The organism is Acetobacterium paludosum (genome assembly GCF_008086595.1).
GTDB classification, from domain to species: Bacteria; Bacillota; Clostridia; order Eubacteriales; family Eubacteriaceae; genus Acetobacterium; species Acetobacterium paludosum.
Map to the genome: position 1 here is coordinate 45,306 of NZ_RXYA01000018.1, position 23,278 is coordinate 68,583.

Annotated in this window: 42 protein-coding genes and 2 tRNA genes; 43 read left to right on the top strand and 1 reads right to left on the bottom strand. The window is 41.3% G+C overall.

From position 1 onward, the window contains the following. The first annotated feature begins 79 nt into the window (after window positions 1-79). From FZC41_RS16115 to FZC41_RS16300, 43 genes are all read left to right on the top strand, one after another. Window positions 80-1,435 carry a DNA cytosine methyltransferase gene (locus FZC41_RS16115; protein WP_148568481.1) on the top strand — a complete coding sequence of 452 codons (1,356 nt, stop codon included), beginning with the start codon at window positions 80-82 and terminating at the stop codon, window positions 1,433-1,435. A 17-nt stretch (window positions 1,436-1,452) separates the two neighbouring features. Beyond that, a complete protein-coding gene (locus FZC41_RS16120; protein ID WP_148568482.1) occupies window positions 1,453-1,857 on the top strand; it encodes a hypothetical protein in 405 nt (134 codons plus the stop codon). A gap of 15 nt (window positions 1,858-1,872) precedes the next feature. After that, window positions 1,873-2,004, top strand: coding sequence for a hypothetical protein (locus tag FZC41_RS17755; protein ID WP_279235194.1), 132 nt, complete (start codon window positions 1,873-1,875; stop codon window positions 2,002-2,004). Then, window positions 2,001-2,675, top strand: coding sequence for a hypothetical protein (locus tag FZC41_RS16125; protein ID WP_148568483.1), 675 nt, complete (start codon window positions 2,001-2,003; stop codon window positions 2,673-2,675). The genes FZC41_RS17755 and FZC41_RS16125 overlap by 4 nt, the downstream gene beginning before the upstream one ends. Further along, a complete protein-coding gene (locus tag FZC41_RS16130; RefSeq protein WP_170254034.1) occupies window positions 2,665-3,084 on the top strand; it encodes a YopX family protein in 420 nt (139 codons plus the stop codon). Before FZC41_RS16125 ends, FZC41_RS16130 begins: the two co-directional genes overlap by 11 nt. Next, window positions 3,081-3,257, top strand: coding sequence for a hypothetical protein (locus tag FZC41_RS17435; RefSeq protein ID WP_170254035.1), 177 nt, complete (start codon window positions 3,081-3,083; stop codon window positions 3,255-3,257). The genes FZC41_RS16130 and FZC41_RS17435 overlap by 4 nt, the downstream gene beginning before the upstream one ends. After that, complete coding sequence (locus tag FZC41_RS16135; protein WP_148568485.1) at window positions 3,254-3,643, top strand: hypothetical protein; 390 nt, start codon at window positions 3,254-3,256, stop codon at window positions 3,641-3,643. Before FZC41_RS17435 ends, FZC41_RS16135 begins: the two co-directional genes overlap by 4 nt. Beyond that, window positions 3,630-3,953 carry a hypothetical protein gene (locus tag FZC41_RS16140; RefSeq protein ID WP_148568486.1) on the top strand — a complete coding sequence of 108 codons (324 nt, stop codon included), beginning with the start codon at window positions 3,630-3,632 and terminating at the stop codon, window positions 3,951-3,953. The genes FZC41_RS16135 and FZC41_RS16140 overlap by 14 nt, the downstream gene beginning before the upstream one ends. Continuing rightward, entirely contained in the window at window positions 3,940-4,164 is a 225-nt protein-coding gene (locus FZC41_RS16145; protein WP_148568487.1) for a hypothetical protein, read from the top strand. The genes FZC41_RS16140 and FZC41_RS16145 overlap by 14 nt, the downstream gene beginning before the upstream one ends. Continuing rightward, window positions 4,161-4,325 (top strand): hypothetical protein, encoded by a 165-nt coding sequence (locus FZC41_RS17440; protein WP_170254036.1) that lies wholly within the window; start codon window positions 4,161-4,163, stop codon window positions 4,323-4,325. Before FZC41_RS16145 ends, FZC41_RS17440 begins: the two co-directional genes overlap by 4 nt. Window positions 4,326-4,505: 180 nt before the next feature. Then, a complete protein-coding gene (locus tag FZC41_RS16150; protein WP_148568488.1) occupies window positions 4,506-4,901 on the top strand; it encodes a hypothetical protein in 396 nt (131 codons plus the stop codon). Further along, window positions 4,835-5,233 carry a hypothetical protein gene (locus FZC41_RS16155; protein ID WP_148568489.1) on the top strand — a complete coding sequence of 133 codons (399 nt, stop codon included), beginning with the start codon at window positions 4,835-4,837 and terminating at the stop codon, window positions 5,231-5,233. Before FZC41_RS16150 ends, FZC41_RS16155 begins: the two co-directional genes overlap by 67 nt. Further along, window positions 5,234-5,593, top strand: a complete 360-nt coding sequence (locus FZC41_RS16160; RefSeq protein WP_148568490.1) for a hypothetical protein — start codon at window positions 5,234-5,236, stop codon at window positions 5,591-5,593. It abuts the gene before it with no gap. Then, window positions 5,562-5,720 carry a hypothetical protein gene (locus FZC41_RS17450; RefSeq protein ID WP_170254038.1) on the top strand — a complete coding sequence of 53 codons (159 nt, stop codon included), beginning with the start codon at window positions 5,562-5,564 and terminating at the stop codon, window positions 5,718-5,720. Before FZC41_RS16160 ends, FZC41_RS17450 begins: the two co-directional genes overlap by 32 nt. Before the next feature lie 68 nt (window positions 5,721-5,788). Next, window positions 5,789-6,220 carry a DUF1492 domain-containing protein gene (locus FZC41_RS16165; protein WP_148568491.1) on the top strand — a complete coding sequence of 144 codons (432 nt, stop codon included), beginning with the start codon at window positions 5,789-5,791 and terminating at the stop codon, window positions 6,218-6,220. 141 nt (window positions 6,221-6,361) lie between these two features. Next, window positions 6,362-6,437: transfer RNA gene (locus FZC41_RS16170), tRNA-Asn, on the top strand. 1 nt (window position 6,438) lies between these two features. Further along, window positions 6,439-6,525 (top strand) — tRNA-Ser (locus tag FZC41_RS16175). Window positions 6,526-6,591: 66 nt separating this feature from the next. After that, on the top strand, window positions 6,592-6,990 hold the full coding sequence (locus tag FZC41_RS16180; protein WP_148568492.1) for a hypothetical protein: 399 nt from the start codon (window positions 6,592-6,594) through the stop codon (window positions 6,988-6,990). 12 nt (window positions 6,991-7,002) lie between these two features. Next, window positions 7,003-7,185 carry a hypothetical protein gene (locus FZC41_RS16185; protein ID WP_148568493.1) on the top strand — a complete coding sequence of 61 codons (183 nt, stop codon included), beginning with the start codon at window positions 7,003-7,005 and terminating at the stop codon, window positions 7,183-7,185. A 130-nt stretch (window positions 7,186-7,315) separates the two neighbouring features. Further along, window positions 7,316-7,504, top strand: a complete 189-nt coding sequence (locus FZC41_RS16190; RefSeq protein WP_148568494.1) for a hypothetical protein — start codon at window positions 7,316-7,318, stop codon at window positions 7,502-7,504. After that, window positions 7,485-7,670 carry a hypothetical protein gene (locus FZC41_RS16195; protein WP_148568495.1) on the top strand — a complete coding sequence of 62 codons (186 nt, stop codon included), beginning with the start codon at window positions 7,485-7,487 and terminating at the stop codon, window positions 7,668-7,670. The genes FZC41_RS16190 and FZC41_RS16195 overlap by 20 nt, the downstream gene beginning before the upstream one ends. A gap of 41 nt (window positions 7,671-7,711) precedes the next feature. After that, a complete protein-coding gene (terS, locus tag FZC41_RS16200; RefSeq protein WP_148568496.1) occupies window positions 7,712-8,419 on the top strand; it encodes a phage terminase small subunit in 708 nt (235 codons plus the stop codon). Further along, window positions 8,409-8,624 carry a hypothetical protein gene (locus FZC41_RS16205; RefSeq protein ID WP_148568497.1) on the top strand — a complete coding sequence of 72 codons (216 nt, stop codon included), beginning with the start codon at window positions 8,409-8,411 and terminating at the stop codon, window positions 8,622-8,624. The genes terS and FZC41_RS16205 overlap by 11 nt, the downstream gene beginning before the upstream one ends. Then, on the top strand, window positions 8,608-9,891 hold the full coding sequence (locus FZC41_RS16210; RefSeq protein WP_148568498.1) for a PBSX family phage terminase large subunit: 1,284 nt from the start codon (window positions 8,608-8,610) through the stop codon (window positions 9,889-9,891). The genes FZC41_RS16205 and FZC41_RS16210 overlap by 17 nt, the downstream gene beginning before the upstream one ends. 8 nt (window positions 9,892-9,899) lie before the next feature. After that, window positions 9,900-11,933, top strand: a complete 2,034-nt coding sequence (locus FZC41_RS16215; RefSeq protein WP_148568499.1) for a phage portal protein — start codon at window positions 9,900-9,902, stop codon at window positions 11,931-11,933. 50 nt (window positions 11,934-11,983) lie between these two features. Next, window positions 11,984-13,045: an HK97 family phage prohead protease gene (locus FZC41_RS16220; protein ID WP_148568500.1), complete on the top strand. Its 1,062-nt coding sequence runs from the start codon at window positions 11,984-11,986 to the stop codon at window positions 13,043-13,045. 2 nt (window positions 13,046-13,047) lie between these two features. Then, window positions 13,048-14,184, top strand: coding sequence for a phage major capsid protein (locus FZC41_RS16225; RefSeq protein WP_148568501.1), 1,137 nt, complete (start codon window positions 13,048-13,050; stop codon window positions 14,182-14,184). A gap of 15 nt (window positions 14,185-14,199) precedes the next feature. After that, window positions 14,200-14,619 carry a hypothetical protein gene (locus tag FZC41_RS16230; RefSeq protein ID WP_148568502.1) on the top strand — a complete coding sequence of 140 codons (420 nt, stop codon included), beginning with the start codon at window positions 14,200-14,202 and terminating at the stop codon, window positions 14,617-14,619. Further along, window positions 14,619-14,936: a hypothetical protein gene (locus tag FZC41_RS16235; RefSeq protein WP_148568503.1), complete on the top strand. Its 318-nt coding sequence runs from the start codon at window positions 14,619-14,621 to the stop codon at window positions 14,934-14,936. The genes FZC41_RS16230 and FZC41_RS16235 overlap by 1 nt, the downstream gene beginning before the upstream one ends. 7 nt (window positions 14,937-14,943) lie before the next feature. Then, on the top strand, window positions 14,944-15,564 hold the full coding sequence (locus tag FZC41_RS16240) for a phage head-tail connector protein (RefSeq protein WP_148568504.1): 621 nt from the start codon (window positions 14,944-14,946) through the stop codon (window positions 15,562-15,564). Beyond that, entirely contained in the window at window positions 15,564-16,082 is a 519-nt protein-coding gene (locus tag FZC41_RS16245) for a hypothetical protein (protein WP_148568505.1), read from the top strand. The genes FZC41_RS16240 and FZC41_RS16245 overlap by 1 nt, the downstream gene beginning before the upstream one ends. Then, the gene (locus FZC41_RS16250) at window positions 16,079-16,420 is read left to right on the top strand and encodes a hypothetical protein (RefSeq protein WP_148568506.1); all 342 of its coding nucleotides are present in this window, start codon (window positions 16,079-16,081) and stop codon (window positions 16,418-16,420) included. The genes FZC41_RS16245 and FZC41_RS16250 overlap by 4 nt, the downstream gene beginning before the upstream one ends. After that, window positions 16,420-16,935, top strand: a complete 516-nt coding sequence (locus FZC41_RS16255; RefSeq protein ID WP_148568507.1) for a phage neck terminator protein — start codon at window positions 16,420-16,422, stop codon at window positions 16,933-16,935. Before FZC41_RS16250 ends, FZC41_RS16255 begins: the two co-directional genes overlap by 1 nt. After that, window positions 16,928-17,917 carry a DUF3383 family protein gene (locus FZC41_RS16260; protein WP_148568508.1) on the top strand — a complete coding sequence of 330 codons (990 nt, stop codon included), beginning with the start codon at window positions 16,928-16,930 and terminating at the stop codon, window positions 17,915-17,917. Before FZC41_RS16255 ends, FZC41_RS16260 begins: the two co-directional genes overlap by 8 nt. A 15-nt stretch (window positions 17,918-17,932) precedes the next feature. Next, on the top strand, window positions 17,933-18,340 hold the full coding sequence (locus FZC41_RS16265) for a phage structural protein (protein ID WP_148568509.1): 408 nt from the start codon (window positions 17,933-17,935) through the stop codon (window positions 18,338-18,340). Between the two features lie 16 nt (window positions 18,341-18,356). Beyond that, complete coding sequence (locus FZC41_RS16270) at window positions 18,357-18,611, top strand: hypothetical protein (RefSeq protein ID WP_148568510.1); 255 nt, start codon at window positions 18,357-18,359, stop codon at window positions 18,609-18,611. 226 nt (window positions 18,612-18,837) lie between these two features. Continuing rightward, a complete protein-coding gene (locus FZC41_RS16275) occupies window positions 18,838-19,506 on the top strand; it encodes a phage tail length tape measure family protein (RefSeq protein ID WP_148568511.1) in 669 nt (222 codons plus the stop codon). Between the two features lie 388 nt (window positions 19,507-19,894). Beyond that, complete coding sequence (locus FZC41_RS16280; RefSeq protein ID WP_148568512.1) at window positions 19,895-20,161, top strand: hypothetical protein; 267 nt, start codon at window positions 19,895-19,897, stop codon at window positions 20,159-20,161. Between the two features lie 25 nt (window positions 20,162-20,186). After that, window positions 20,187-20,336: a hypothetical protein gene (locus tag FZC41_RS17455; RefSeq protein ID WP_170254039.1), complete on the top strand. Its 150-nt coding sequence runs from the start codon at window positions 20,187-20,189 to the stop codon at window positions 20,334-20,336. A gap of 101 nt (window positions 20,337-20,437) precedes the next feature. Then, entirely contained in the window at window positions 20,438-20,707 is a 270-nt protein-coding gene (locus FZC41_RS16285) for a hypothetical protein (protein ID WP_148568513.1), read from the top strand. After that, entirely contained in the window at window positions 20,704-21,156 is a 453-nt protein-coding gene (locus FZC41_RS16290) for a phage holin (RefSeq protein ID WP_148568514.1), read from the top strand. Before FZC41_RS16285 ends, FZC41_RS16290 begins: the two co-directional genes overlap by 4 nt. Beyond that, window positions 21,156-22,190 carry an N-acetylmuramoyl-L-alanine amidase gene (locus tag FZC41_RS16295; RefSeq protein WP_148568515.1) on the top strand — a complete coding sequence of 345 codons (1,035 nt, stop codon included), beginning with the start codon at window positions 21,156-21,158 and terminating at the stop codon, window positions 22,188-22,190. Before FZC41_RS16290 ends, FZC41_RS16295 begins: the two co-directional genes overlap by 1 nt. A 257-nt stretch (window positions 22,191-22,447) precedes the next feature. Further along, entirely contained in the window at window positions 22,448-22,756 is a 309-nt protein-coding gene (locus FZC41_RS16300; RefSeq protein WP_148568516.1) for a hypothetical protein, read from the top strand. A gap of 18 nt (window positions 22,757-22,774) precedes the next feature. On the opposite strand, the gene FZC41_RS16305 is transcribed toward FZC41_RS16300, so the two are convergent. Further along, the gene (locus FZC41_RS16305; protein WP_148568517.1) at window positions 22,775-23,020 is read right to left on the bottom strand and encodes a hypothetical protein; all 246 of its coding nucleotides are present in this window, start codon (window positions 23,018-23,020) and stop codon (window positions 22,775-22,777) included. Window positions 23,021-23,278: the final 258 nt, after the last annotated feature.

Here is a 23,278-nt window from a genome sequence, read left to right on the forward strand (position 1 = left end):
GAGGGTTGCTGGAACTATGACGGGAATATCCTGATCTGCGCATTTTTCTGCGGGAAGAGGAAGCAATGAGGAACGATATATGGGGTTAATAATTGACAACTTTGCTGGGGGCGGCGGTGCCTCTGAGGGAATAGAGCAGGCTATGGGTAGGCATGTCGATGTAGCGATCAATCATGATCCGGGAGCAATTGCAATGCATAAGGCAAATCATCCACATACAAAGCATTATTGTGAGAATGTATGGGATGTGGACCCAAACGAAGTATGCAAAGGCCAACCAGTAGATTTAGCGTGGTTCTCCCCGGACTGCACCCATTTTAGCAAAGCAAAAGGTGGAAAACCAAGAGATAAAAACATCCGGGGGCTTGCGTGGGTAGCAGTAAAATGGGCGATGCAAGTACGGCCAGCGGTCATTATTTTGGAAAACGTGGAAGAATTTAAAACATGGGGGCCACTTGGCGAGGATAATCAGCCGGATAAAAACAAAACCGGCGAGACATTTAATAGTTTCGTAGAACAGCTTAAGATCATTGGCTATCATGTTGAGTTTCGAGAACTGGTAGCAGCTGATTATGGGGCACCAACCAGAAGAAAAAGGTTTTTTATGGTGGCAAGGTGTGACGGTTTACCAATATTGTGGCCAAAGAAAAGCCATGGGCCACGAAAAAGCATTGAAGTATTGTCCGGAAAGCTAAAACCGTATACTCCGGTTGCTGATGTGATGGATTTTAGTAAACCATGCCCATCAATCTTTGATACAAAAGAAGAGATTATGGAAAAACACGGATTGCGAACAGTACGGCCGTTGGCAGATAAAACGATGGAGCGGATAGCAAGGGGAATAGAAAAGTTTATTATTAATAATCCTGATCCGTTTTTTATTAAAGATCAAACATCTATGTTGATTCAATACCATTCTGAAACGCTGGATCACGAAGTCAGAGGGCAAGCGATAGATGAACCCATCATGACGATTGATAGCAGTCCTAGATATGGGCTGATATCATCCCACATTATCCAGATGAATAATCACATGATCGGCACTGATTCCAGAGATCCGGTAAATACAATTGTTGCGGGCCCTGGGCACCTGGGAGAAGTTAGAGCTTTCCTTATAAAATATTACGGACAGGGTATTGGGCAAGATCTCAAAGAACCCATTGGAACCATCGTGAGTAAGGACCGTTTTGGTTTAATTATTGTCAAAGGCGTTGAATACCAGATAGTTGATATCGGCATGCGGATGCTGGAACCCAGGGAATTATTCACAGCAAACGGATTTCCTCCAGCCTATATTATTGATCACGATGCAGATGGAAAAAAGATAACTAAAACAGAACAAGTAAAGCGGTGTGGAAATGCAGTGCCACCAGTATTTGCGAAGGAATTGGTATTGGCAAATGTTGTGGGAGTTGAAAGAACCATGGCTTCATAGGAACAAAGGAGTGTCTTATGGAAAAAGTAAAATTTAAATACGAATCAGGCGTGGAGCCATATTTAATCCATAACGGTGTGCGCTACCAAGTGCATCAAGATAAAGTTGATGGCAGCTACGTTTACCAACTAAAGTCAAGAGAAACGTGGGTTAAGTTTAAAAAATGCAAAGACCCAATTGGAGTTATGACACGATTCCTGAAAAATAAAAAATACACTTATCGTGAAATCGGAAACAGAAAATGCAGTTACAAATACAACGGGATATTATTTAGCCCAGACGGTTGGGAAAACGAAATAAAAATCCAAGCAGATTATATTATTTTATCCCGGAATTTTGACAATCAAAAGGATTGCATTGAATTTTCAAAAAAATATATCGAAGAGAATTGTCTTGATCAGCAAGTAAGCTTGCTGGACTAGAAATATGGAGGAATCATGAATTGTTTTAAATGCTCGGAACGTATCGGGAATCATTGCAAAAAACATGATGAGCGGTTAGAAATATTAGAAGTTCAAGGGAAAACGGTATTATTTGAACCAGTGGAAGAATGCGAGGCGGAGGAATGAAACCAATTTTATTTAATACAGAAATGGTGCAAGCACTTCTTGACAGACGGAAGACGGTAACACGGCGGGTGGTAAAGCCGCACAGGGAAGCGATTATAGAAAATATATGGATTGATAAAGAGGATGGCGAGGTGGTAGTTGTTTATAACGATAATAACCATATTGGCGAAAAAGGGTATATCAAGCCGAAATATCAAATCGGCGAGATCTTATGGGTACGGGAAACATTTTACAAGAGCCCGACGCACGGTGGGTGGAGATATTTAAACGAAGTGAGCCCAAATAGCCCGCTAACAAAAACATGGAAGAAGGTTCCATCCATCCACATGCCACGCGAAGCTGCCAGAATCTTCCTGAAAGTCACTGGCGTTCGGGTGGAGCGGTTGCAGGATATAACTGACGAACAAGCGGAAAAAGAAGGGGTTCCTACAGGTTGGCCTATGGAACCTGTATTCTGCCCAGAATGCAAGGGAGAAGGAGTTTTAGGAACTTACGATTCGAAAACATTAGGATATATTGAGATTGATTGCTACCACTGCAATGATGCAAAGGTAAGATTTAAAAATCTCTGGAACTCCACCATCAAGAAAAAAGACCTCCCTGAGTTCGGATGGGATGCTAACCCGTGGGTGTTCGTGTATGAATTTGAGAGGTACGAAAATGAATCGTGAAATAATTTTTCGGGGGAAGGTGATTAATGATAATGAGTGGGTCGAGGGGTTTTTAATAAAAACTAAAAGGTCGACGCTGATTGTTAAAGAATTTTCTGATGATGGAATTAGCGTGAACATAAAACTAGGGTATGACGTAAGACCTGAAACCGTCGGCCAGTACACTGGGCGGAACGACTTAGAAGAAAGCAGAATTTTCGATGGTGATATTTTGTGTGACGACGAAAGTGGACGAAAATTTATTGTAGTTTGGATTGAAGAAGAATGCAGCTTTTTACTAAAAGAAATTGGATGCGACGTTTACGAAAATACAATAGATTGGGCAGCTATAGATGAGGGAGATTTCTTGGCACTTTATATTGTTGGCAACATCCACGACAACCCAGAATTATTGGAGGTGCAGCGATGAAAGCATATAAAATAACAATGACTGAAAAATCTGGGATTAAAAGTAGTTACACAAAAACGTATGAGCAACTTGGCGAATTTGAAAAGGAATTACTAGCCAACGGTGGCCATTTATATGGTTCATATTTTGAATACTGCATAGCCGAAATTGATACTGAGGAGGTGCAAAAATGAGAAAAATAATACTATATATTTTGGTAGCAGTAATGATTTTTGCGATGCCAACTAGCGCCATTTATGCAAAAGGGGCATCAGGTGGAGCACATGCATCATCGAGCGCGCATACGACGACTAGCTCGCATGTAACGGCAACAGAATCATCAGCAACACATTCTACCACATCAGAAGCGACGACAGCGCACGAGTCTTCAGCATCCAAAGCGACAGCCGTACCAAAAATATCAAGTGCGGCAAAATCATATACGAAAGCCAATTCAAACCCTATATACAGTAAAGCTTATATACCAAGCAATATTAATCTTGCTTATGCAAACCATGTGTTTATAGTGCCTATTGTAAATAATAATAACGGTGGCGGTGACGACGATGATCAAGATTGATATGGAAATGCCGGAAAGCTGCTTTACCTGTAGATTCTCAATATTTAATGGATTCCCGCATACACTTGCTTCTGGATTTTATAATTGGGGATGCTTAGCAATGGATAATGAGAACTTTTTAATCAGGTTTTCTGAATTTGACCCACGAGAACAGCAGAATGCAAGATACAAAGCTTGCCCATTAATCGAGGTGAAAGAAAAGCCTTGTCACAACTGTGAACATAAAAACAGCAAAAATGATATTAATTGCAGGCTCTGCGGTACGGGAGAAGAAGATTCAGAATGGGAGGCGGAAGATGGAGCAGATTGATCTAAGCAAATATTACCAACCGTATTTTTTAGCATACATTAACCATCTGGGATTAAAAGCAGGCGACCAATGCGATTTAATTTTATACACCCAGTGGATTATGAAAAAGCATGAAGAATTCCGGAAATTGCAAAGGATGAATGAGAATAAGCCATATACAGATGATGAACGGGAAATGTTTATTGAATATATAGGCGAGGTGGAAGAATGAAAAAAGCCGAACAGATTAAACAGATGAACGATATCGAACTAGCATCAGAAATAAATAATCTAATGGCTGAAATGTGCAAGCAATATTGCAGGGGCTGCGAAAAAACGAAATACCGATGCGATGAGGCGGTTAAGAAATATCTGAGAAGTGAGGTGGAATGATGACCGGAAGGATGAAAAGACTTATAAGCTGCGGGACATGCGAACATGAAAAGAATGGGGAAAAAAGAGAAAACTATGTTTGTGAAATGTGCTTTCAAACGTACCTGCAAAGTGGATTCCAGAAGCAGCATTCGAAATGGGAAGATGCATTGCCATGCCGTGAGACAAGGAGGCGAGAGGATGAGTAATCAAAATATATGCGATGGATGCCCACAATTTAATAGGATTTGCGATGGGAAAATGAGTGCGAATAAAAAATATTGTTTTTTCTACCACAGGAAATGTTATGACCCAAATTATAGGCAAAGCGATGAAAAAGAAGATATCTTAAGAATTATTTCCGGAGAGATAGAGCAGATAGTACCGGCATTCGTTCCGAAAGATTACTCAATTAAGATATCACATTGTTTTGACGATAGAACGTTTTTAATATCTGTGAAAGTAAGTATGGATGAGCGTTGGTTTCCAGTTGGTTATTTGAGAATGAGAGGGGATATTGTGAAAAAAATATGGGTGAAAAATATGTTTGGTATCGAGCCTATGCTCAAGACGTTGGATGGGAAGGTTTTAGAGTAGAAAAGATAGAAAACGACTCGTTTTACGGAGCTTGCAAAAACATGGGGTATAGCAGCCAACAAATTACTGAAATTTATGAAGCAATTGGAAAAGTAGGTTTTTTCGCCAAAGAGCTAATGGAAGCTGTTGAAAAAGCGATGCGGCCAACAATTGAGTTAATAAGCGAGTGGTATCAAGACACTTTTGAGCTTTGCTATTCAATTCCAGAGAAAAAGAAAATCTACCAAAGCGAATATCGGATAAAAAGCAACGTGAAGAAATACATGTATATGCCGAATTACAGGGGCCAGATGTTTTGCGTTGGCGGTTATGGAAATTATAGGAGGTTTTAAATGAACTACGAATTAATCATAATGGTTCAGCTGGTTTTGATTTTGATCGCGGCATCAGTGATCATTGAAAAAAATCAAACGATTCGGGCGCAAAAGAATGAGATCGCCGAAAATGAAGAATATACTACGTCGTGGTACGGCACAGCAGGTAGAGAGATAATAGCCGAATTTGAAAGAAACCTCAAACGGTTTAGAGATGATAACTGTAAGTTGGTGGAAGAAAATTATAAGCTTAAAAGATTTAACGAAGTGAACAGGGACTATTGGGGGAAATTAGAACAAATATATGCTGAGGATCATCGGCTGGAGTTACCAAAGGAGGCTTTAAATGACCGAGTACAAAGAAGCACAAATAATTAAACACGCATTGCAATATTATATCAATCGCCCGGATGCAGAGGAAAAAGATATAGAAACCGAAAAATTGTTATTACATCAATTTGAAGAAAAAGTTGAAAGGTTAAAATGCAGGAACCATATTAGTTGACATAAAAAAAGGAGCTTCCGCCCCCGATAGAATACCAAGTAAAATTATTTTATCAGAGGGGGAAGCGGATGTCAAGTAAAGCGGTTTGCAGGCCAAAGGACAAGCGGAAAGATGAAATACTCAGGGGATATGAGTATCAAATAGAGTTAACCAACAGCCTTGAACGGGAGATTGAACGGCTGATGACGAAAGCCACTAAAATGACAAATATTATCACAGACATGCCGCGTGGGGGCGCATGCATGGATATGGGAGATAAAATCATTGAGTGGCTGCCACTACAAGAACAGATAAAAGCGGAGATAGAAGAGTCTGTTCGGATAAGAACTGAAATCATGGGATGCCTGGATTCAGTGAAAATACCAAAATTGCGGACGGTATTGCAGCTGACCTATATCGAATGTCTAAGCCAAGGCGAGATTGCCGAAAAGATGCATTACAGCGTAAAGCAGGTGTACAACCTGACGAATGAAGCATTGGAGCTAGTCAAGATAAAATAATCATCATTGCCGACAATTTCAATAGAAAAAAATTTATAATATAAAATGTGGAAGGTTCCGAATAGAGCCACATTTAATTATGATTTACACAGACGCATGGGAAAGTTAGGTCCTGAGCACGACGTTAAAAGGCTTTGATATTCTCGCATAGCACAATTGGTAGTGCAGTTGACTGTTACTCAAAAGGTTATAGGTTCGAGTCCTATTGTGAGAGCCATGGAAGATTGCTAGACCGGTAATAGGCTTGCTTGCTAAGCAATGGCAGGGTAACACCTGAGAAGGTTCGATTCCTTCATCTTCCGCCAAATAAATTATACAGGCATCCGAAAGGGTGCTTTTTTCATGAAAAAAATTCAAGAGGTGAACCCGGAATGTTTAAGTACACAATTAATGATCAATACCGTGATTACTTTGATGCCGAAATTTTACCCAGTGGCCAAACCATCAGGATTGAGTTTCAAGAAGATTGGACGAAAAAAATCGTTTATTTTAACATCTTTTTAGTTACGAAGCACAAGAAAAAAGCCCCATATCCAGAACTTGAACAAACTGGAAAAGATGGATTAAAAGGGCTGATGTGGGCAAGAAGCAAAATTTTGGAATTTGAAAAATTTATAAGAGAAGATACCGGATATGATAGATCAAAAATAATAATGATATGCCGATGGGATGACAACCGCAGAAGAAATGTATATTTTTATGGGCTGAGCAAATGCGGATATAAGTATGGAATGATTTATGGGTCAAAGGCTATTTTAAAACAAATATAGGAGATGAAAGCCATGGAATATACAAAGCGTATACCAAATACTTTTGATGGGCGAAAGTCAGTATCACAAAGTACAGCATTCGGGGAAATTGGGCTATCGAAAGAAGACCTTGAGTGGCTGTTAAATGGCGGCTGTGTCGTCTATTTTGACGGGGAATACGATAATTTCATAACGATGAAGAAAGATTGGTGCTAATCGATGATAGATAATAAATGTGACCGAAACGAATGCGAACATTACCGGGACGGTGAGTGCCTTGACAAACAAACGCTCAAGGATCCGCGCAAGGCTACCGGGTGTGTGATCTACCAAGGATGTAATCACAATGACACATAAAGAAATATTAACACTCTGCAATCGGTGCGCTGATGTGATTCGAGAAGATGAGAGCCAGACAATCAAGCGAGTTGATCCAAATCAAAAGATCATGGAACCGTGCCTGATTTGCGGTTACAAGGGCTTTGATTATAAGGTAGAGAGTAAGGAGAAAAAGCATGGATCAAAAACATGTTAATGAAAAATTCGTATTCGATGAAAATTGCAGGGTACTGGCTGGGATGATGGATAACTCGATCAAAGCAAGGGAAACGGCTGTGACAGAGAATAAATGCTTGTTCTGCATACACCGATGGGAATGCAATTATGAGGGCAGTGGGGTTTGTAAGCTGGATGCAGAGTAGCGATTAAGCTTTGCAAAACAAACGAATGAGAGGTGGTGAGATTGCCAAGAGCACCGAATGAAAAGATAGAGCAAGCTAAAAAGCTATATGAAAAAGGCATGAAATTAGTTGAGATTGCAAGTCAACTAGAAATACCTGAAGGCACCATTCGCAGTTGGAAAAAAAGATATCAATGGGATGCAACGTTGCAAACAAAAAAACGCAACGTTGCAAACAGAAAAGGTGGGCAAAAAGGAAATAAAAATTCAGTTGGCCATGGAGCTCCCGAAGAAAATAAAAACGCTGAGCGCCACGGCTTCTTTTCAAAATGGCTACCTGCCGAAACGATGGAGATCATGCAGAGCATCGAGCGTTCAAACCCAATTGACTTGTTATGGGATAATATCCAGCTCCAATACACTGCCATCATCCGAGCGCAAAACTTAATGTACGTCCGAGACCAATCGGACATGACGAAAGAAATTGCATGTGATGGTTTAGCAACATCCTATGATATCCAATATGCATGGGATAAACATGCTAATTTTTTACAAGCGCAATCCCGGGCAATGAAGACACTGGAAAGCATGATCAAACAATATGATGAGCTGACACGATCCAGCATGGCTACCGAAGAGCAACGGGCGCGCATCGACAAAATGAAACTTGAAATGGTTAAGATTAATGGCGATCCCGAAACTTATGAGGATGACGGATTTCTTGAAGCACTGAAAGGCAATGCTTTGGAGGTGTGGGATAATGAAGATTAAATTATACAAAGCAAATATATTGTTTTTGGATAGTGGCAGAAAGGCAACAGATATTTTTTACATTAGAGCAAGAAATAGTCTCCATGCAAGAATGAAATTCAAGAGAAGAGTAAATGCAATAATGAGATTCAAATGTTTGAAAATATCAAACGTAAGAATCTGTTTAAATGCGCCAAGATGGTTAACTGATGAACCCGACGATTAAGAAAGCGTTCTTCAAGTTCAAACCGTTCTCCCGAAAGCAGAAGAAAGTTTTATCCTGGTGGATGCCAGAAAGCCCGGCTCATGACAAAGACGGGATTATAGCCGATGGAGCAATCCGGTCAGGCAAAACCTTATCCATGTCGTTATCGTTCGTGATATGGGCCATGGAGACATTCAACGGCCAAAACTTTGGGATGTGCGGAAAGACCATTGGTTCATTCCGGCGTAATGTTTTATTCTGGTTGAAACTAATGCTCAAGTCCCGGGGCTATAAAGTCCACGATAACCGGGCAGATAACCTGGTAACAGTCACCAGAAAAGGCATAACCAATTACTTTTATGTTTTTGGTGGTAAAGATGAACGTTCCCAGGATCTTATCCAGGGGATCACCCTTGCCGGCGTATTCTTTGATGAAGTCGCTTTGATGCCTGAATCGTTTGTCAATCAAGCAACTGGGCGTTGCTCCGTGGATGGATCAAAGTTCTGGTTTAACTGTAACCCAGATGGCCCTTATCACTGGTTTAAGGTCAACTGGATTAATGAGATTGATAAAAAGAATCTTCTTTACCTACACTTCACCATGGATGACAATTTGTCTTTATCTGAAAAGATCAAGGCTCGTTACAAATCCATGTATACCGGCGTATTTTATAAACGGTACATCCTTGGACTATGGACCATTGCACAGGGCATTATCTATGACATGTTTGACCCTGATAAGCATGTGATCCACAAAGTACCAGAGGAATTGACAATTGAGCGCTATATCTCATGTGACTACGGTACGCAAAATGCGACCGTTTTTTTATTGTGGGAACGTGGCGTATCTGGTAAATGGTATTGCACCGAAGAATATTATTACTCAGGCAGAGAAAAAGGGAAACAAAAGACTGACAGCAATTTTGCTGATGACTTGATTGAGCTTATTAATGGCAGGCAGATTGAGCAAATCATTATTGACCCTTCAGCAGCGTCATTTATTGCAGAGCTGCAGAACAGAGGATTATCAATTAAAAAAGCAAACAATGATGTTATTGACGGTATCCGCGTTACTGGCACAGCAATTGACCAAGGCAAAATACAATTTATGGACAATTGCACTAATACCATTAAAGAGTTTGGCAATTACATCTGGGATAAAAAAGCAGCAGACCGTGGTGAGGATAAGCCGATAAAAGATCACGATCATTGCATGGATGCTGTACGCTATTTTTGCTATACGGTATTAAGCAGGTCAGAATTCAGAATCACACGGATAGGGAGGTGAGAAACAGATTGAATAAATTTCAAAAATGGGCGGTCAAGACATTTTCATTAAGCGATAATTCTGTATTTACAAAGATATTGATGATTAATGGCGGTATCCAAAAGCACACCGAAGTCAATTATAACAATATGTGTAAGGAAGGATACCAGAACTTCGTGGTTTATGCATGCCTGGACAAGATAGTCAAGGCAGCAACGGCGGTAAACTGGGAAGTAGCCACCTACGACAAAGACGGGAAGCTTCAGAAGATCCCAAATCATCCTATGAAGATGTTAATTGAGAACCCGAACCCGATGCAAGGGCAGGCTAAGTTTTTAGAGAGAGCGATTAAGTTTTTTTACATCGAAGGGAATACCTTTATTCATAAGATAACGGCTGGCGATACAGTAAAAGAGCTTTATTGCTATAGGCCTGACCGGTGTGACGTTAAGTTCGGTAGAAGCGCCGATAACCCGATTGAGTCATTTATTTATACAGCAGCGTCAAACATTCCTATCGAACCCGAAAACATCTTACATTGGAAATCATTTAATCCCATGGATGAATACGACGGGTTAGGCAGAGGCATGAGCTTACTAGGCCCTATTGCACGTATCATCGATCAAAACAATGCTATCAAACAATGGAACTATAGCATGATGAAAAACGGGGCTAAGAAAGACGGCGCTATTGTTTTAAAAGAGTCATTGGGACAAATAGCACTAGACAGACTAAAAGATAGCATGAAGTCTGAATATAACGGCGATAACCCCGGGGGCTACATGCTCTTGGAGGGCGGCGCAACATTTGAGGACTTCGGCACTAACCCCAAAGACACCGACTGGTTAAACGCCTCAAAACAGACCATCGTGGAGATGTGCGCAGCACTTGGTGTTGATCCAATCCTAATTGGCTTCAATGAATTTTCATCATACAACAATAAATCAGAGGCGAAAAAGTCCCTGTATACCGAAACTACTCTGCCACTCTTACGAGAGCTAGCAGACGAACTTGGACAATTCTTAGGGCTCGCAGATGGCGAGTTCTTTTATTTTGACCTAAGCGACATTGCAGAGATGCAGGAGAACATCAAAGAGAAGTTCGACATGGTAAGCGGTGCTACCTTCATGACAGAGAATGACAAGCGGGAATATGTGGGACTGGATGCCAAAGACGGACTGAACGTCTACCGGATCCCGATGTCCTATGTTGACATCCCGGAAGGTAGTGACATACCACCAAAGAGCGCGGATACATCAAACACAACAAATTTTAAATCATTACCCAGGGGAGGTGAGACCAAAAGCGTAAGAAAAGAAAAGGCGCTATTTGCATTCAACAAGGTTATTGATCATTCAGTTGATAAACAAGTAAAAATTATTGGGAAGTATTTCATTGACCAAGGAAAACGGATCAAATCAATCAAAGGCAAATCATTTGAGCATAAAGATGATGGTGAGGATGAAGCAGGCGCTATTGTAAAGAAAATATTAAACTGGGATTCCGAGCAAACGATTATGACCGATATCATCATGAAACTGTATCAAGAGAACTTGGGCCTTGGCTATAACATGGCTAATGAACTCTTTGCCTTGAAATTAGACGGTATCGAAGCAATTCAAAACGATGCATTGATGGCGTGGGCCAAAGCACATGCGGCTGAGCAAGTCACCTATGTCATGGATACAACAAAGGACCAGATCAAACGGATTATCGCGGATGGCTTGAAAAACGGCGCAAGTAATGCGGAAATGGCAGATTCCATTAGTAATCTGGAAGAGATTAACTCTGTTGGAAGAGCACGAGCCATAGCCAATACCGAGGTTCACAACTCAATTATGTTCGGTAATCACAAGGCTCAAAGCGATGCTGGCATCGAAAAAAGAGAATGGGTAACGGCAGGCGATGAAGCCGTTCGTGAATGGCATGATGAACTTGACAAGGAAGTACAACCGATGGGTGAACCGTTTAGTAATGGGCTCATGCATCCCGGCGATCCGGACGGAGACCCTAGTGAAATAGTGAATTGCAGGTGTATAGAATGCCCAGCTGGTTTTGAATAACGGAAGGCGGTGATCATCATATCTAATCCAATACGAAAGGTGGTGGTGAATTGACAATCGAATATAAAGAATTTGAAGTAAAAGTTTCTGATGTAAAAATGGACGGAGATATGGGAACGGCGGTTATCTTGCTAAGCCCCTATAACAATATCGATTTAGGATATGACAGGGTAATGCCAAGCATTGCAACTCGTAATAGTGGTAAGAAGATACCACTGTTAAAACAGCACCAGGTAGGTACAGAGCATGGCCATATGGACTTGTTTTCTACCTCTGATGGGATCAATGCAAATGTAACTCTTTATCTTGAAAAGAACGAGGGATCGATCATATTTCCTGAGGCATTCCAACACTATGCCTTATTAAAACGGGCTGAAACGGACGGTGTGCCGGTGAAATACAGCATTGGTTATAACACGCTGGATTACAAATACGTAACCGAAGGAAAGCAGACGATTAGAGATTTAAATGATATTGACATTATGGAAGGGTCCAGGGTTACTTTCCCCATGAACCCAATGGCACAAAATGTAAGGGGAAGTGTTAAATCGTTGGAAGGCGGTGAGAAATTGGAATTTAAGATAGGAGCAAAAGCCATTATGCTTAATGATGCTCTTGAAATGGGAGACCTTGAGCAACTACGATGGCAGATACAAAGTGCATTGAACGAAAGCATGGCAAGTATTATGAATGATTGCGATACGAACAACGTGCAAAAGATCGCTTTGATTGATACAACGCTAACGCAGTACCATCAAGCGATGCTGGATTTATGTACAAAGATTATAAACGCAACTGAACAAATGCAAAAACAACTCGACGCGACCGAACTAGTCGAAAAAGCATCGAGTATTTTTATGCGTGAAATTAAGGCTGGGGCAGCGATATCAAAGCCCAATGCGGAGCGGTTGCAGGGCATTATGAAAGCTGTATCGGAGGTAATGGGGTGCAACTGGGACAAGATCCAGAAAGCCATGATTGATGATACGACGGACGATGGCGAACCTCAGGATGATGCTGGCGGTAAAAGCGATGATGAAGATTTGGAATTCAAAACCCTTTATGAGGGTTTTTTAGATTACGCAAAAAATATTAAAAAGGATGAGGTGTAGGAATGGGATTAGACCAAAAACAAATGATTGAAGACATGAACAAAGCGTTTGTGAATTTTAAAGAAGCGAATGATCAACTGCAAAAAGAAGTAAAAGAGTATGGTATGGCCACTGGTGAGGTTAAAGGCCTAGTTGAAACAATGCAAAAGAAAATGGACGACATTGAAGTGAAGATGCAACGGGTTAATACATCCCCCAGTATCGGCGATGGAAAAGAGCAAACCGCTGAGACCAAAGCTATGATGGATTACATGAGAAAAGGCGTTGTTCCCGAAGTAAAGGCATTATCAACTGATAGTGACCCAGATGGCGGATATATGCTACCACCACAAATGGAAACAACTATCATCGCAAGAATCAGAGATTTCTCACCAGTTCGTCAGGTAGCCAGCAAATCAACGATATCTACAGGAAATGCGCTGTTAATCCCACGTGAGGGAAATACTGATTTTGAATCAGGGTGGGTCGGCGAGCGACAAGCGCGACCAGAAACTGCTACTGGAACGTTAGAAATGTTAAGAATCACGCTTCACGAAATGTACGCACAGCCAACAGCCACTCAGCAACTGATTGACGATCCTGCTTTTAACTTCGAATCATACATCAACCAAAGAATCGCTGATCTGATGGCAAGAAAAGAAGGATACGCTTTCATCAATGGCACTGGGATCAATCAACCAGAAGGATTACTGGTCAGCAATCAGGTATCAACTATCACAAATACGCTTACCTTCGATTCGCTAATTGGTCTTCAAGCCGAATTAAGACAACAGTTTGCAATCAATGCCAACTTCATGATGAACCGTTTCACGCTGGCTTATATTCGAACCTTAAAAGACAAGAATGACCAGTATTTATGGCAACCATCGTCTCAGGTAGATAAACCAAACATGATTTTAGGTGACACTTACCAAATTGCGGATGATATGCCGAATGCAGCATCAGCAGGGGTTTTGGTAACTGGCGCAACTCCATTGTTATATGGCGACTTCTCGGCCTATAGGATTGTCGATAGGCAAGGCTTAAGAACGGTACGGGATCCATACACCTCGAAACCAAACGTGTTGTTTTACACTACCAAACAGGTTGGCGGCCAGGTTATCAATGATCAGGCTATTAAGAAACTGAAATTGTCCTAAGGAGGATTATAAATAATGAAAGATATGTACAACAACATCAAGCAGCAAAACGCATTTAACAGCCAGGCAATTACCACAAATACTACGGTAAACGGGGAGATTATCGATACAGCAGGATTTAATAGTCTTACTTTTATTGTAAAGGCTGGAACCATTACCGACGGCGATTATGCCGTATCGTTAATGGAGGGAGATAACGCTGCTCTTACCGATGCTGCATTAGTAGCAGATGCGGATCTATTAGGCCTTGAGGCAGGGGCGTCTTTTACCGCTGATACCGACGACAATAAGACAACCCGTATCGGATACCGTGGGAACAAACGCTATGTGCGCCTATCAATAACCACCACTAACGTCACTACTGGTGGGGCCATTAGTGCTGTAGCGATTTTAGGTAATCCGCAATTTGCACCAACGGGATCGCAGTATAAATAATGTTATTTAATCAATCGTCAGTTTTTGATCATGTTGATGAGACAAGCATTATTGATTTAAAAACTGGCGAGATTACGCCGAAACAGGTTAAAGAAAGGGTGGAACACACCATGAAAATAAAGATGTTAGAAAATGCACCGGGGAGCGTTGACGGGATAACCATTCAGCACTTTGAGGCTGGCACCGAATATGATCTTCCCAAGTGGATGGCCGATGCCTTTATTATCAAAGGCTATGCCGAGAACCTAGAAGCTGCGCCAACAGAACAAAAAGTAACAGCACCGGAAGAAACAAAGGCAGCTAAAGCCGGGAAGTAGGTGGACCATGGACATTGCAGATAATGCATTAATGACGTTAGCCGACCTCAAAAGTCTATCCGGTATTGCCAACACTGACACGAGCAACGATGTCAAACTACAGTTTCTTATCAATTCCGCAAGTCAAGAGATTGAAAATATCCTTGGGCGTAAGATCAAGAAATCCCAATATACCGAAAAGGCTAAAGGCAATAATCGGCTGACCATCAAAACAAAGAATTACCCATTGCTAGAAGTGGCTGAGATTAAGACCAATGGAAGCCTGGTTAATGAGCTAGATTATTCCTTCGAAGAGTCGGGGATCATTGAGGGTATTCGCCCATGGGGCGCATCCGGCCTGCAACAGGGCATTTCTAACTTTATGGTGCAACGGTCCAGCAACATTGAGATCAGCTACACAGCTGGCTATATATTGCCGAAAGATGCAACCACATTAGAACCCCGGACATTACCGTATGATCTGGAATTATCAGCATACCGCATGATCAATGGTTTAGTGGCACTGACTGAACAAGGAACGGAAGGCCTTAAATCCTTCTCGATTTCCGACGTAAGCTGGACGTGGGATAAGGAATATATGCAATCTGTTTTGCCTACAATCTTACGATATCGTGAGGTGAGAATCTAATGGAGACAAGCATTAAAGATGTCAACAATGTTGATAAACTGTTAAATATCCTTAAAGAACTATCGAATTTTGAAATCCACGTGGGGATCTTATCGGGTAAAGCTGATTCAAAGATCCTGATGATTGCACATGTTAATGAGTACGGATGGCAAATTGAAGTGACTGATAAAATGCGTAAGTATCTTGGGGCTACGGGATTGCATCTCAAAAAAGAAACTGACCACATCACCATCCCCGAACGAAGTTTTATCCGTAGCGGATACGATCAAAACAAAGTTAAATTAGAGAAACTAATGGAAAACTTACTTAAAAAAGTAATCATGTCCGAAATAACCGTTAACCAATTTACCGACCAAGTTGGCTTATATTGTGTTGGCTTTATTCAAAAATTCATGACAGATTTAAAATCACCAGCGGATCATCCTTATACCATTGAGAAAAAGGGTGGGAAAACTAATCCTCTGATGGATAGTGGGGAATTAAGGCAAAAAATAACTTATGAGGTTGTGAAGAAATGATAGGACCTAAAATGCCAGGAATGGTTATGGCAACATTAACACGGACAAGCCGCGCAGAAGGACATTACGATTACGAAAATGGCGGTATATGGGTAGATGGAGCGCCAACCGAAATCAGTTTTAAAGGTGCTGTATTGCCACTATCTTACAAGGACCTGAAATATGACTCAGGTGGAACTTACACCGTCGATGACCGGAAATTGTACACCTACAATTCCTTTGATACTGGTGAAAAGATCAATCATGGCGGGACACCATACACCATTCTGGAAGATAAGGATTATTCGCAGTTCGGCGGTGGTCTGCATGTTTATATCATAAAGCGAGGTGACAGCTAATGAGCGCCGTAACCGTAACAAAATTAATAGTCAAGAGACTACATGAACTGTTAAATGCTCCTGTAGTTCCAACGGATAACGTCGGTGATAAGCCGGGTTATCCGTTTTTAAGTTACAAAATCACTACAGCCCGAATAAAACCGAATGGTCAGCCCATCATGGAACGAGAACTGATAGCGAGTGTGAATCCGCTATTTGAGTATGACATTAAGGAAACAGCCATTGAACAGCCAGCTTTTACAATTAGCTTTATTGCTTATGCGGCGGCTGAATTTGACGCGATTGGTTTGTCCCAGATGGCGTTGGATACACTCAACCATAACTTGTATTACGAGCTTAAAGACATTAATGCGGTAGTGACAAGCATTGAAGCGGTTGGGGACCGAAGCGTTTTGATTGTTGACAATTACGAGCATCGGTATGGATTTGATGCGATTATTCGGATAACAAGTGAAGCATCTCGAATCGTAGAGACGATAGAAAATTTTAATATAACAGGAGGAATAAATGAGTAGATTAAATGACTTTAAATCGACGATAAAGCTTAGCACAGCCGCTGAAGTCCGCCAGGAATTTGGCGGTATTCTGCTTTTTGAGACAGATACTGATCACGAATACAAAGTATACGCAGACTTAGCAGCTGTCTTAGTGGATTTTGTAATTACAACAGACACCTATAAAATGGCGGCGCGAATCTTTAACCAAGAATTAAGCCCGTCGGGAATTGCAATTATTGGGGAAGCGACAGCGACACCGGCAGAGATTACAGCAAAGTTAGACACGGTTGTTAATAAAAATTGGTATGCCTTAGTTTGCACGGATAATGCCACGGCAACCATTACAGCACTCGATACCTGGGTTGATACGAAAACTAAAGTATACGTCGCGACAACACAAGTCTTGACTGACATTGGCACTGCAAAATCAAAACGTACATTCATCGGGTTTCACGATTCTGCCGATGCGTACATGATGGAAGGGCTACTGTCTTATATGTTAACCCATGATATCGGGAGTGCAACCGCTAAATTCAAAAAAGTTACTGGTATTGTGGAGGCAAATATCACTGATCCTCAATTAGCCGTATTACGCGCTGCGCATGGGGTTACCTACATTGAAGAGATGGGAAATCTAGAAACAACTGGGTCTCAAACAGCGTCAGGTGAACATTTTGACGTAGTTTTAGGCGAAGACTGGATCAACTACAATATGGAAAAAGAAATGCATGATTTGGCTGTTAGCGTGGAAAAAATAGGATATTCAGGGAACGGCATTGCATCGCTCGTTGGCGTTGCGACGAATGTATTAAATAAAGCGACATTGCAGGGAATTATCCTAATTGAAAATAAGGTACCTCAATTCAGCATTGTCTACAAATCACGTGCCGAAATGTCACAAGCGGATCGCGCGAATAGAGAATACGACGGGATTACATGGGAAGCTTATCTTGATGGCGCTATTGAAGGTGGAGCAATCAGCGGAGATCTGATTGCCTAGGAAGGAGAAAAACAAATGCCAGATATAAATACTTATGATTTTAATGATATCAGTTTTATCGTTGACGGAGTGATTGCAACAGGACTATCCGATGGAGACGATGCGGTATCGTGCGGACAAAACGAGGACAATTTCAAAGAGTCGGTCGGGGCACAAGGCGACGTTATTCTAAATGAAATCAATAATAAAACCGGATTTTTTAAGGTGAAGGTACAGAGCACGTCTCCTGCATGCGCCCAATATGAAAAATTAGCAAACACAGGGGTACTAGTTCCGGTGCAGGTAATTGACTCAACAACGGGCGGCATTAATGCCAGTTGCACAAAAGGAAGAGTCAAAAAAACGCCTGATAAAAAATGGGGTGCAACCTCATCCGAGCGAGAGTATGAGTTTTTCGCAATAGATTACAAAACTAAAGAATAAATAAGGAGATAAAGATATGAGCGATCTAAGACAAGAAAAAGTAACAGTGGGTGATAAAGAATATACATTTCAAGAGGTACCGTCACGTCAATTCCTGAAAATGAATCAGAGAGCAACAGGAAGAGACGGACAGCCAATTCTTGAAACACTATATGACGAATTGTTGAAGCACATCGTCGCCGATCCTAAAGTGAAAATGGACGACTATACCACAAAAGAATTGATAGCGCTGACAACAGCAGCGATGAAGTTCCAACTTGAAGAGGAATAAGTCAAAATCATATTACAAGAAGCTGGTAAAAGAACAATGGTATTTTTGGCGGTTAGTCATGGAAGGAGTTATTTCATACACAGAAGCTTGTAATATGCTTGAAGACGAACTTCGAGAAGCAAACGCAGCGCTTGACTTTTATATTGAGCTTTGCAAAAAGAATAGCAGTACAAAATAGCACTTCATTGCGAGACGCTATTTTTTTATGCTGGAAAGGAGGTAAATCATGGCGGATCTAAGAAGTTTATTCTTCAGCATTGGGTTTAAAGGTGACGCCAGCGGAATCAATTCTATGAACAAGGCTACCGACAGCCTGAAAAGCAGTATGAGTAGTGTGGCGTCCGTTGCGGTAAAAGCTGCAGCTATTCTCGGCGCAGGAATAGGAATAAAAGACATGGTCCAAAGTGCCGCCGCCGGTCAACAGCGTATGGCACAAATGGATGCTGTTTTGGCATCTACTGGTAGTGCGGCCGGAATGTCCAAAGATGCATTGCTAAGTTTAGCTGATGCACAAGGTAAGGTCACTGAATATTCCAAAGGTGCAACCATCGAAGCAGAAAATATGATGTTGACATTTACGGGTGTTGGAAGTGACGTTTTCCCAACTGCAATTAAAGCAAGCCAGGATATGGCAACGGCTATGGGCATGGATGCCACAAGCGCCGCCCAAACACTTGGGAAAGCTTTGAACGATCCAGAAGCTGGATTGTCCAGACTAACAAAGCAAGGCGTTGTATTTACTGACGCGCAGAAAGACCAGATTGCAGCGATGCAAAACGCTGCCAAACAAAGTCAATGCAGGAATTATAATTTCACCAGGAACTATAGATCAAGCAATTGCACAAGGGTATTACGGCGGTGCTGCTACAGATGGAAAAGTACTTGGCGACACTGATTTAATTGCAGGTAATATTTTGAGTGGAAAAAACATATTTAATGTAGGTGGATCGGCAGCAAGAAAAGCGAGCGGAAGCGTAGCTTTTGCTAATTATGTCACCCAGCTGGCAATTAGTAATTTAACATTTGCCCCATCTACAATATGCATCATCAGTGGTAATGCGTCAGCGTGTAGCTTTGCAATATATATGAAAAGTTGGAGCGACTTGGCGGGGGAGCCGTGCTATATCAACGGAATAATGAACTCGTCAAGCAGTCTCAGATTTTTTAGCGATGATGGAAGTTGGGTTAATGCAACAGGGTTCCGTTTAAACTTTAGCGCACCAGTCCAAAGTGGATCAACGCGCTGGGTAGCAATTGAATAAAAAAATAGAAAGGGAAAATAAATGAATACATTAATAATTTACGATAACGCAGGTTATATTATATCAACAATGGCGGGTTCGATTCGAGAGCCGCAAGGTGGAGTACAGTTTTTATGGGTAGAAATTCCCGAAGGAAAACAATTAAAAGTTACAGATGGAATAGGGGTTGATGTTTCGGTTACACCAAATATCCCCATCCTAGAAAATATACCGAAATCATCCGAAAAAGTAATTGAAATTAGAATGTCGAATGTTGAAGATGCTGTAAACGCAATAATGACGATATAAATAATATACGAAAGGAGGTGTTACTATGTATAACTATATTTTAGGGCAATGGGTAATGGCTAGAGTTAGCCAAGAATGGGTAATGGCATGCGTGCCAAAATTTATAACCGCAGAACAATGCGCGGTTATTTTAGCTACGCCGCAAACCCCCGGTACGTTGAAAATGGAAAACTAATAACACGCCTAAGGGGAGGGAAACCTCCCTTTTACTTATTAATAATATTATTTAGCAGCTTAACGGCTGCTTTTTTATTTGGAAACTGAAAGGGGGATTTTATGGAGTTAGCGGAAGTATTTGCTTATATTGTCGGGGGCGCCGGAATTCTGTTTGGATTCCTGAGCTGGCGGCGAAGCGACAACAAAGACGCGGAGCGGCTGGGAGTAATTGAAACAAAACTGGAAAATATATTGAACGATCTAAAGTCGTTAATATTCAAAATCGACAAATCGGACGATAAGTTCAGCGCGATCGACCGAGACATTGCGAAGCTAAAGGAGCAGGTGAAAACCTGCTTTTCTTTACTGGAAAAGGAGAAAAATAAATGAATTTAAAAATAAAAGTGCAAAACCCAGCTTTTTGGCTAGGAACAGTGATCGGTATTTTTAGTATTATTGGTGGATACTTTGGCATTCAGGGGACGGACGTTACTAATTGGGGCGTTGTTACTAATACCCTAGGCGCGGCGATTGCGAACCCCTATGTAGTGTGGATTATTTTTATCTACATTATTGGGCTATTTATCGATACCAGCACTTTAGGTTTTAAAGATTCGCCGGTAACAATGGCAAAAATAAGTATTTCCCAAACCGCGGAAGATATTATAAAAGAACAACAATTAAAAGCTGAAACCGCGGAAACTGAACCAGAAACGGCAGTTACACCAGAAACTACGGTGGTAGCAACAGCCCCAACCCTCACAGCAGAACAGGCAAGTGCTGTTATTACACAGATAAATAGCATGGTTACACCAACAGAACCGCAGGTGACAGCATAATGTACTCAAAATATCGGTCTTACTTGCAAAACCTAGCTTACCAGAATTGGGTTAAGCAGGGTGAAGAAAGTGGTACAGTCGGGCAAGGTTTGCGCATGGAGGCCATTGAAATTAAGCTGGAAGATGTTGGCACGTTGGATGCTGGCATCCGATACCAAACATACCTCCAAGATTTTGGCTGGCAAGCCGAAGTTCAGAACGGGCAAACATCTGGAACTACAAACGAATCCCGACGAATAGAAGCAATTAAAATTTTGCTATTTGGCAATGACGTTGCTGATTTGTCTGTGTGGTATCAAGCGCAGTGCGAAAAAATCGGTTGGATGAATTGGTGTAGAGACGGTGAGGTTGCCGGAACAGCGGGTGGGAGTTTAAGACTGGAAACAATCAGGATTTTGGTTTTACCCAAAAATATTGATCTGAAAGTATCGGGCGCTGACGGTTTTAAACAATATGTTAAAGCACCGGAGCCAGCGCAACCGCAAGTATCAGGCAATCATGGTTCAAAATCCGGCAACATTTATTTAGCGGTAGGACACGGAATTAGCCAAGATGGTTCATGGGACAGCGGATGCGTGGATGGAAATTACACCGAAGCCGATTTAATGTTAGCCATCGGTAAAGTAGCCGTTGCAAAATTGCGTGAATGGGGGCTGAACGTTTCGAGCGATGCCGATACCGATAACGATAAAAATATTATTGTTGGCGTGGCACTGGCAAATAGTTTAGGAACAGATATTTATATCTCTTTACATTGCGATTATAATGCAGCTCCCAGCGGTACGTTACCAATTATTTACCCCGGAAGTGATTCTGGCATGAATTTAGCTAATTGTGTTAATAATGCGGTTATGGCTAGAATGGGGATCGGGACCCGTGGAGTTATTCAGGAGGGCGATCAGCTGGAAGTCAACACGACTGATATGACCGCCTGCATTTTTGAGACGGGCAGTATTCGGGCTGACATCGATATTTTGCTAAACGCTCAGGCGTATGGCGAGGCTGTGGCTCAGGGGATTTACAATTATTTTTAAAATAAGCTGCCGGAGTCTTCGGGCCTTTACGGGGCGGGCATTTATAACCAATAAGGTTATTATTCCATGTAGGCTGCTATGTTTATACCATATTTTTATATAAAAATATGGTATAAACATTTAGCTATGCACTGCTGCTTAAAATAAATTATGTTAAAAGAGCCATCTCTTAACGGGGTGGCTCTTTTTTTATTGACATTTTTGTTAAATAATAATTAATGATTTACAATTATCATAAATGATAATATAATCGAGACATGAAGCAAAAACATATAATTCAAGTCGAAACAATTAAATATCAGGGTGCTGAGCTGCCAGTCTTAATCACGTTAAACAGCAAGTCCTATCTAATCACCGAAATTTTAAAGGAAGAAACCAACACCGTTTTCCCGGGCGGTGGGGTCGGCTCCAAATACACGATCCTGATTAATATGAAGGAAACAGCCGTCTACCACGACAAACACAATTTAAAGTGGTATGCGTACATTGAGGGACCGGATCCGGAAACATTCAAATCAAAAGACGATCAGCTGATGGACGCGGATGATTTTAGATTCTTAGGCTAGGCTGTTGAAAAAGTTGTATTAATGGCTTGATCCTAAAGCTTTTTCCTTCAATAAATACTGCCATTTTATCCCGTATTCTAAATTAATCTTATCAATCAGCGTACATTTATCGGATTCCGCGATAATACCGGCTTTAAAGCAGTATAGGATTGCGCCAAGAGCCATATCCCGAAGCATTTTCAGTGACTCATTATCGGTAATTGCCTCCATTTCTTTGTATGTATCGTCCATATATTTGTCAAGAGTGGTTTCCAAATCGTTCATGTCAACCTCGCTTTCTTTTCTACATTAAAACACAAGTAGCAGTTGATAAGCAAATTGTAATTTTATGAAAAGCCCCGGTTAAGGGGCTACAGACTGAAGACAAAGGTCAGGGAAACCTGGCCTTTTTTAGTTTATTAGACTTTAGTCTGTTTCATTCGCATAGCGAATGAAACAATAAACCACCTGCTATGCGGGTGGTGGGTAAAAGGTTATACCCAAAAATCACCTTTCCAGATAAGATAGAGATGTTCAGGCTCT

Excerpts from the sequence above, each read along its gene's own strand:
- FZC41_RS16115 (WP_148568481.1), top strand. The coding sequence starts at position 80 with ATGGGGTTAATAATTGACAACTTTGCTGGGGGCGGCGGTGCCTCTGAG.
- FZC41_RS16120 (WP_148568482.1), top strand. The coding sequence starts at position 1,453 with ATGGAAAAAGTAAAATTTAAATACGAATCAGGCGTGGAGCCATATTTA.
- FZC41_RS17755 (WP_279235194.1), top strand. The coding sequence starts at position 1,873 with ATGAATTGTTTTAAATGCTCGGAACGTATCGGGAATCATTGCAAAAAA.
- FZC41_RS16125 (WP_148568483.1), top strand. The coding sequence starts at position 2,001 with ATGAAACCAATTTTATTTAATACAGAAATGGTGCAAGCACTTCTTGAC.
- FZC41_RS16130 (WP_170254034.1), top strand. The coding sequence starts at position 2,665 with ATGAATCGTGAAATAATTTTTCGGGGGAAGGTGATTAATGATAATGAG.
- FZC41_RS17435 (WP_170254035.1), top strand. The coding sequence starts at position 3,081 with ATGAAAGCATATAAAATAACAATGACTGAAAAATCTGGGATTAAAAGT.
- FZC41_RS16135 (WP_148568485.1), top strand. The coding sequence starts at position 3,254 with ATGAGAAAAATAATACTATATATTTTGGTAGCAGTAATGATTTTTGCG.
- FZC41_RS16140 (WP_148568486.1), top strand. The coding sequence starts at position 3,630 with ATGATCAAGATTGATATGGAAATGCCGGAAAGCTGCTTTACCTGTAGA.
- FZC41_RS16145 (WP_148568487.1), top strand. The coding sequence starts at position 3,940 with ATGGAGCAGATTGATCTAAGCAAATATTACCAACCGTATTTTTTAGCA.
- FZC41_RS17440 (WP_170254036.1), top strand. The coding sequence starts at position 4,161 with ATGAAAAAAGCCGAACAGATTAAACAGATGAACGATATCGAACTAGCA.
- FZC41_RS16150 (WP_148568488.1), top strand. The coding sequence starts at position 4,506 with ATGAGTAATCAAAATATATGCGATGGATGCCCACAATTTAATAGGATT.
- FZC41_RS16155 (WP_148568489.1), top strand. The coding sequence starts at position 4,835 with ATGGGTGAAAAATATGTTTGGTATCGAGCCTATGCTCAAGACGTTGGA.
- FZC41_RS16160 (WP_148568490.1), top strand. The coding sequence starts at position 5,234 with ATGAACTACGAATTAATCATAATGGTTCAGCTGGTTTTGATTTTGATC.
- FZC41_RS17450 (WP_170254038.1), top strand. The coding sequence starts at position 5,562 with ATGACCGAGTACAAAGAAGCACAAATAATTAAACACGCATTGCAATAT.
- FZC41_RS16165 (WP_148568491.1), top strand. The coding sequence starts at position 5,789 with ATGTCAAGTAAAGCGGTTTGCAGGCCAAAGGACAAGCGGAAAGATGAA.
- FZC41_RS16180 (WP_148568492.1), top strand. The coding sequence starts at position 6,592 with ATGTTTAAGTACACAATTAATGATCAATACCGTGATTACTTTGATGCC.
- FZC41_RS16185 (WP_148568493.1), top strand. The coding sequence starts at position 7,003 with ATGGAATATACAAAGCGTATACCAAATACTTTTGATGGGCGAAAGTCA.
- FZC41_RS16190 (WP_148568494.1), top strand. The coding sequence starts at position 7,316 with ATGACACATAAAGAAATATTAACACTCTGCAATCGGTGCGCTGATGTG.
- FZC41_RS16195 (WP_148568495.1), top strand. The coding sequence starts at position 7,485 with ATGGATCAAAAACATGTTAATGAAAAATTCGTATTCGATGAAAATTGC.
- FZC41_RS16205 (WP_148568497.1), top strand. The coding sequence starts at position 8,409 with ATGAAGATTAAATTATACAAAGCAAATATATTGTTTTTGGATAGTGGC.
- FZC41_RS16210 (WP_148568498.1), top strand. The coding sequence starts at position 8,608 with ATGAACCCGACGATTAAGAAAGCGTTCTTCAAGTTCAAACCGTTCTCC.
- FZC41_RS16225 (WP_148568501.1), top strand. The coding sequence starts at position 13,048 with ATGGGATTAGACCAAAAACAAATGATTGAAGACATGAACAAAGCGTTT.
- FZC41_RS16230 (WP_148568502.1), top strand. The coding sequence starts at position 14,200 with ATGAAAGATATGTACAACAACATCAAGCAGCAAAACGCATTTAACAGC.
- FZC41_RS16235 (WP_148568503.1), top strand. The coding sequence starts at position 14,619 with ATGTTATTTAATCAATCGTCAGTTTTTGATCATGTTGATGAGACAAGC.
- FZC41_RS16240 (WP_148568504.1), top strand. The coding sequence starts at position 14,944 with ATGGACATTGCAGATAATGCATTAATGACGTTAGCCGACCTCAAAAGT.
- FZC41_RS16245 (WP_148568505.1), top strand. The coding sequence starts at position 15,564 with ATGGAGACAAGCATTAAAGATGTCAACAATGTTGATAAACTGTTAAAT.
- FZC41_RS16250 (WP_148568506.1), top strand. The coding sequence starts at position 16,079 with ATGATAGGACCTAAAATGCCAGGAATGGTTATGGCAACATTAACACGG.
- FZC41_RS16255 (WP_148568507.1), top strand. The coding sequence starts at position 16,420 with ATGAGCGCCGTAACCGTAACAAAATTAATAGTCAAGAGACTACATGAA.
- FZC41_RS16260 (WP_148568508.1), top strand. The coding sequence starts at position 16,928 with ATGAGTAGATTAAATGACTTTAAATCGACGATAAAGCTTAGCACAGCC.
- FZC41_RS16265 (WP_148568509.1), top strand. The coding sequence starts at position 17,933 with ATGCCAGATATAAATACTTATGATTTTAATGATATCAGTTTTATCGTT.
- FZC41_RS16270 (WP_148568510.1), top strand. The coding sequence starts at position 18,357 with ATGAGCGATCTAAGACAAGAAAAAGTAACAGTGGGTGATAAAGAATAT.
- FZC41_RS16275 (WP_148568511.1), top strand. The coding sequence starts at position 18,838 with ATGGCGGATCTAAGAAGTTTATTCTTCAGCATTGGGTTTAAAGGTGAC.
- FZC41_RS16280 (WP_148568512.1), top strand. The coding sequence starts at position 19,895 with ATGAATACATTAATAATTTACGATAACGCAGGTTATATTATATCAACA.
- FZC41_RS17455 (WP_170254039.1), top strand. The coding sequence starts at position 20,187 with ATGTATAACTATATTTTAGGGCAATGGGTAATGGCTAGAGTTAGCCAA.
- FZC41_RS16285 (WP_148568513.1), top strand. The coding sequence starts at position 20,438 with ATGGAGTTAGCGGAAGTATTTGCTTATATTGTCGGGGGCGCCGGAATT.
- FZC41_RS16290 (WP_148568514.1), top strand. The coding sequence starts at position 20,704 with ATGAATTTAAAAATAAAAGTGCAAAACCCAGCTTTTTGGCTAGGAACA.
- FZC41_RS16295 (WP_148568515.1), top strand. The coding sequence starts at position 21,156 with ATGTACTCAAAATATCGGTCTTACTTGCAAAACCTAGCTTACCAGAAT.
- FZC41_RS16300 (WP_148568516.1), top strand. The coding sequence starts at position 22,448 with ATGAAGCAAAAACATATAATTCAAGTCGAAACAATTAAATATCAGGGT.
- FZC41_RS16305 (WP_148568517.1), bottom strand. The coding sequence starts at position 23,020 with ATGAACGATTTGGAAACCACTCTTGACAAATATATGGACGATACATAC.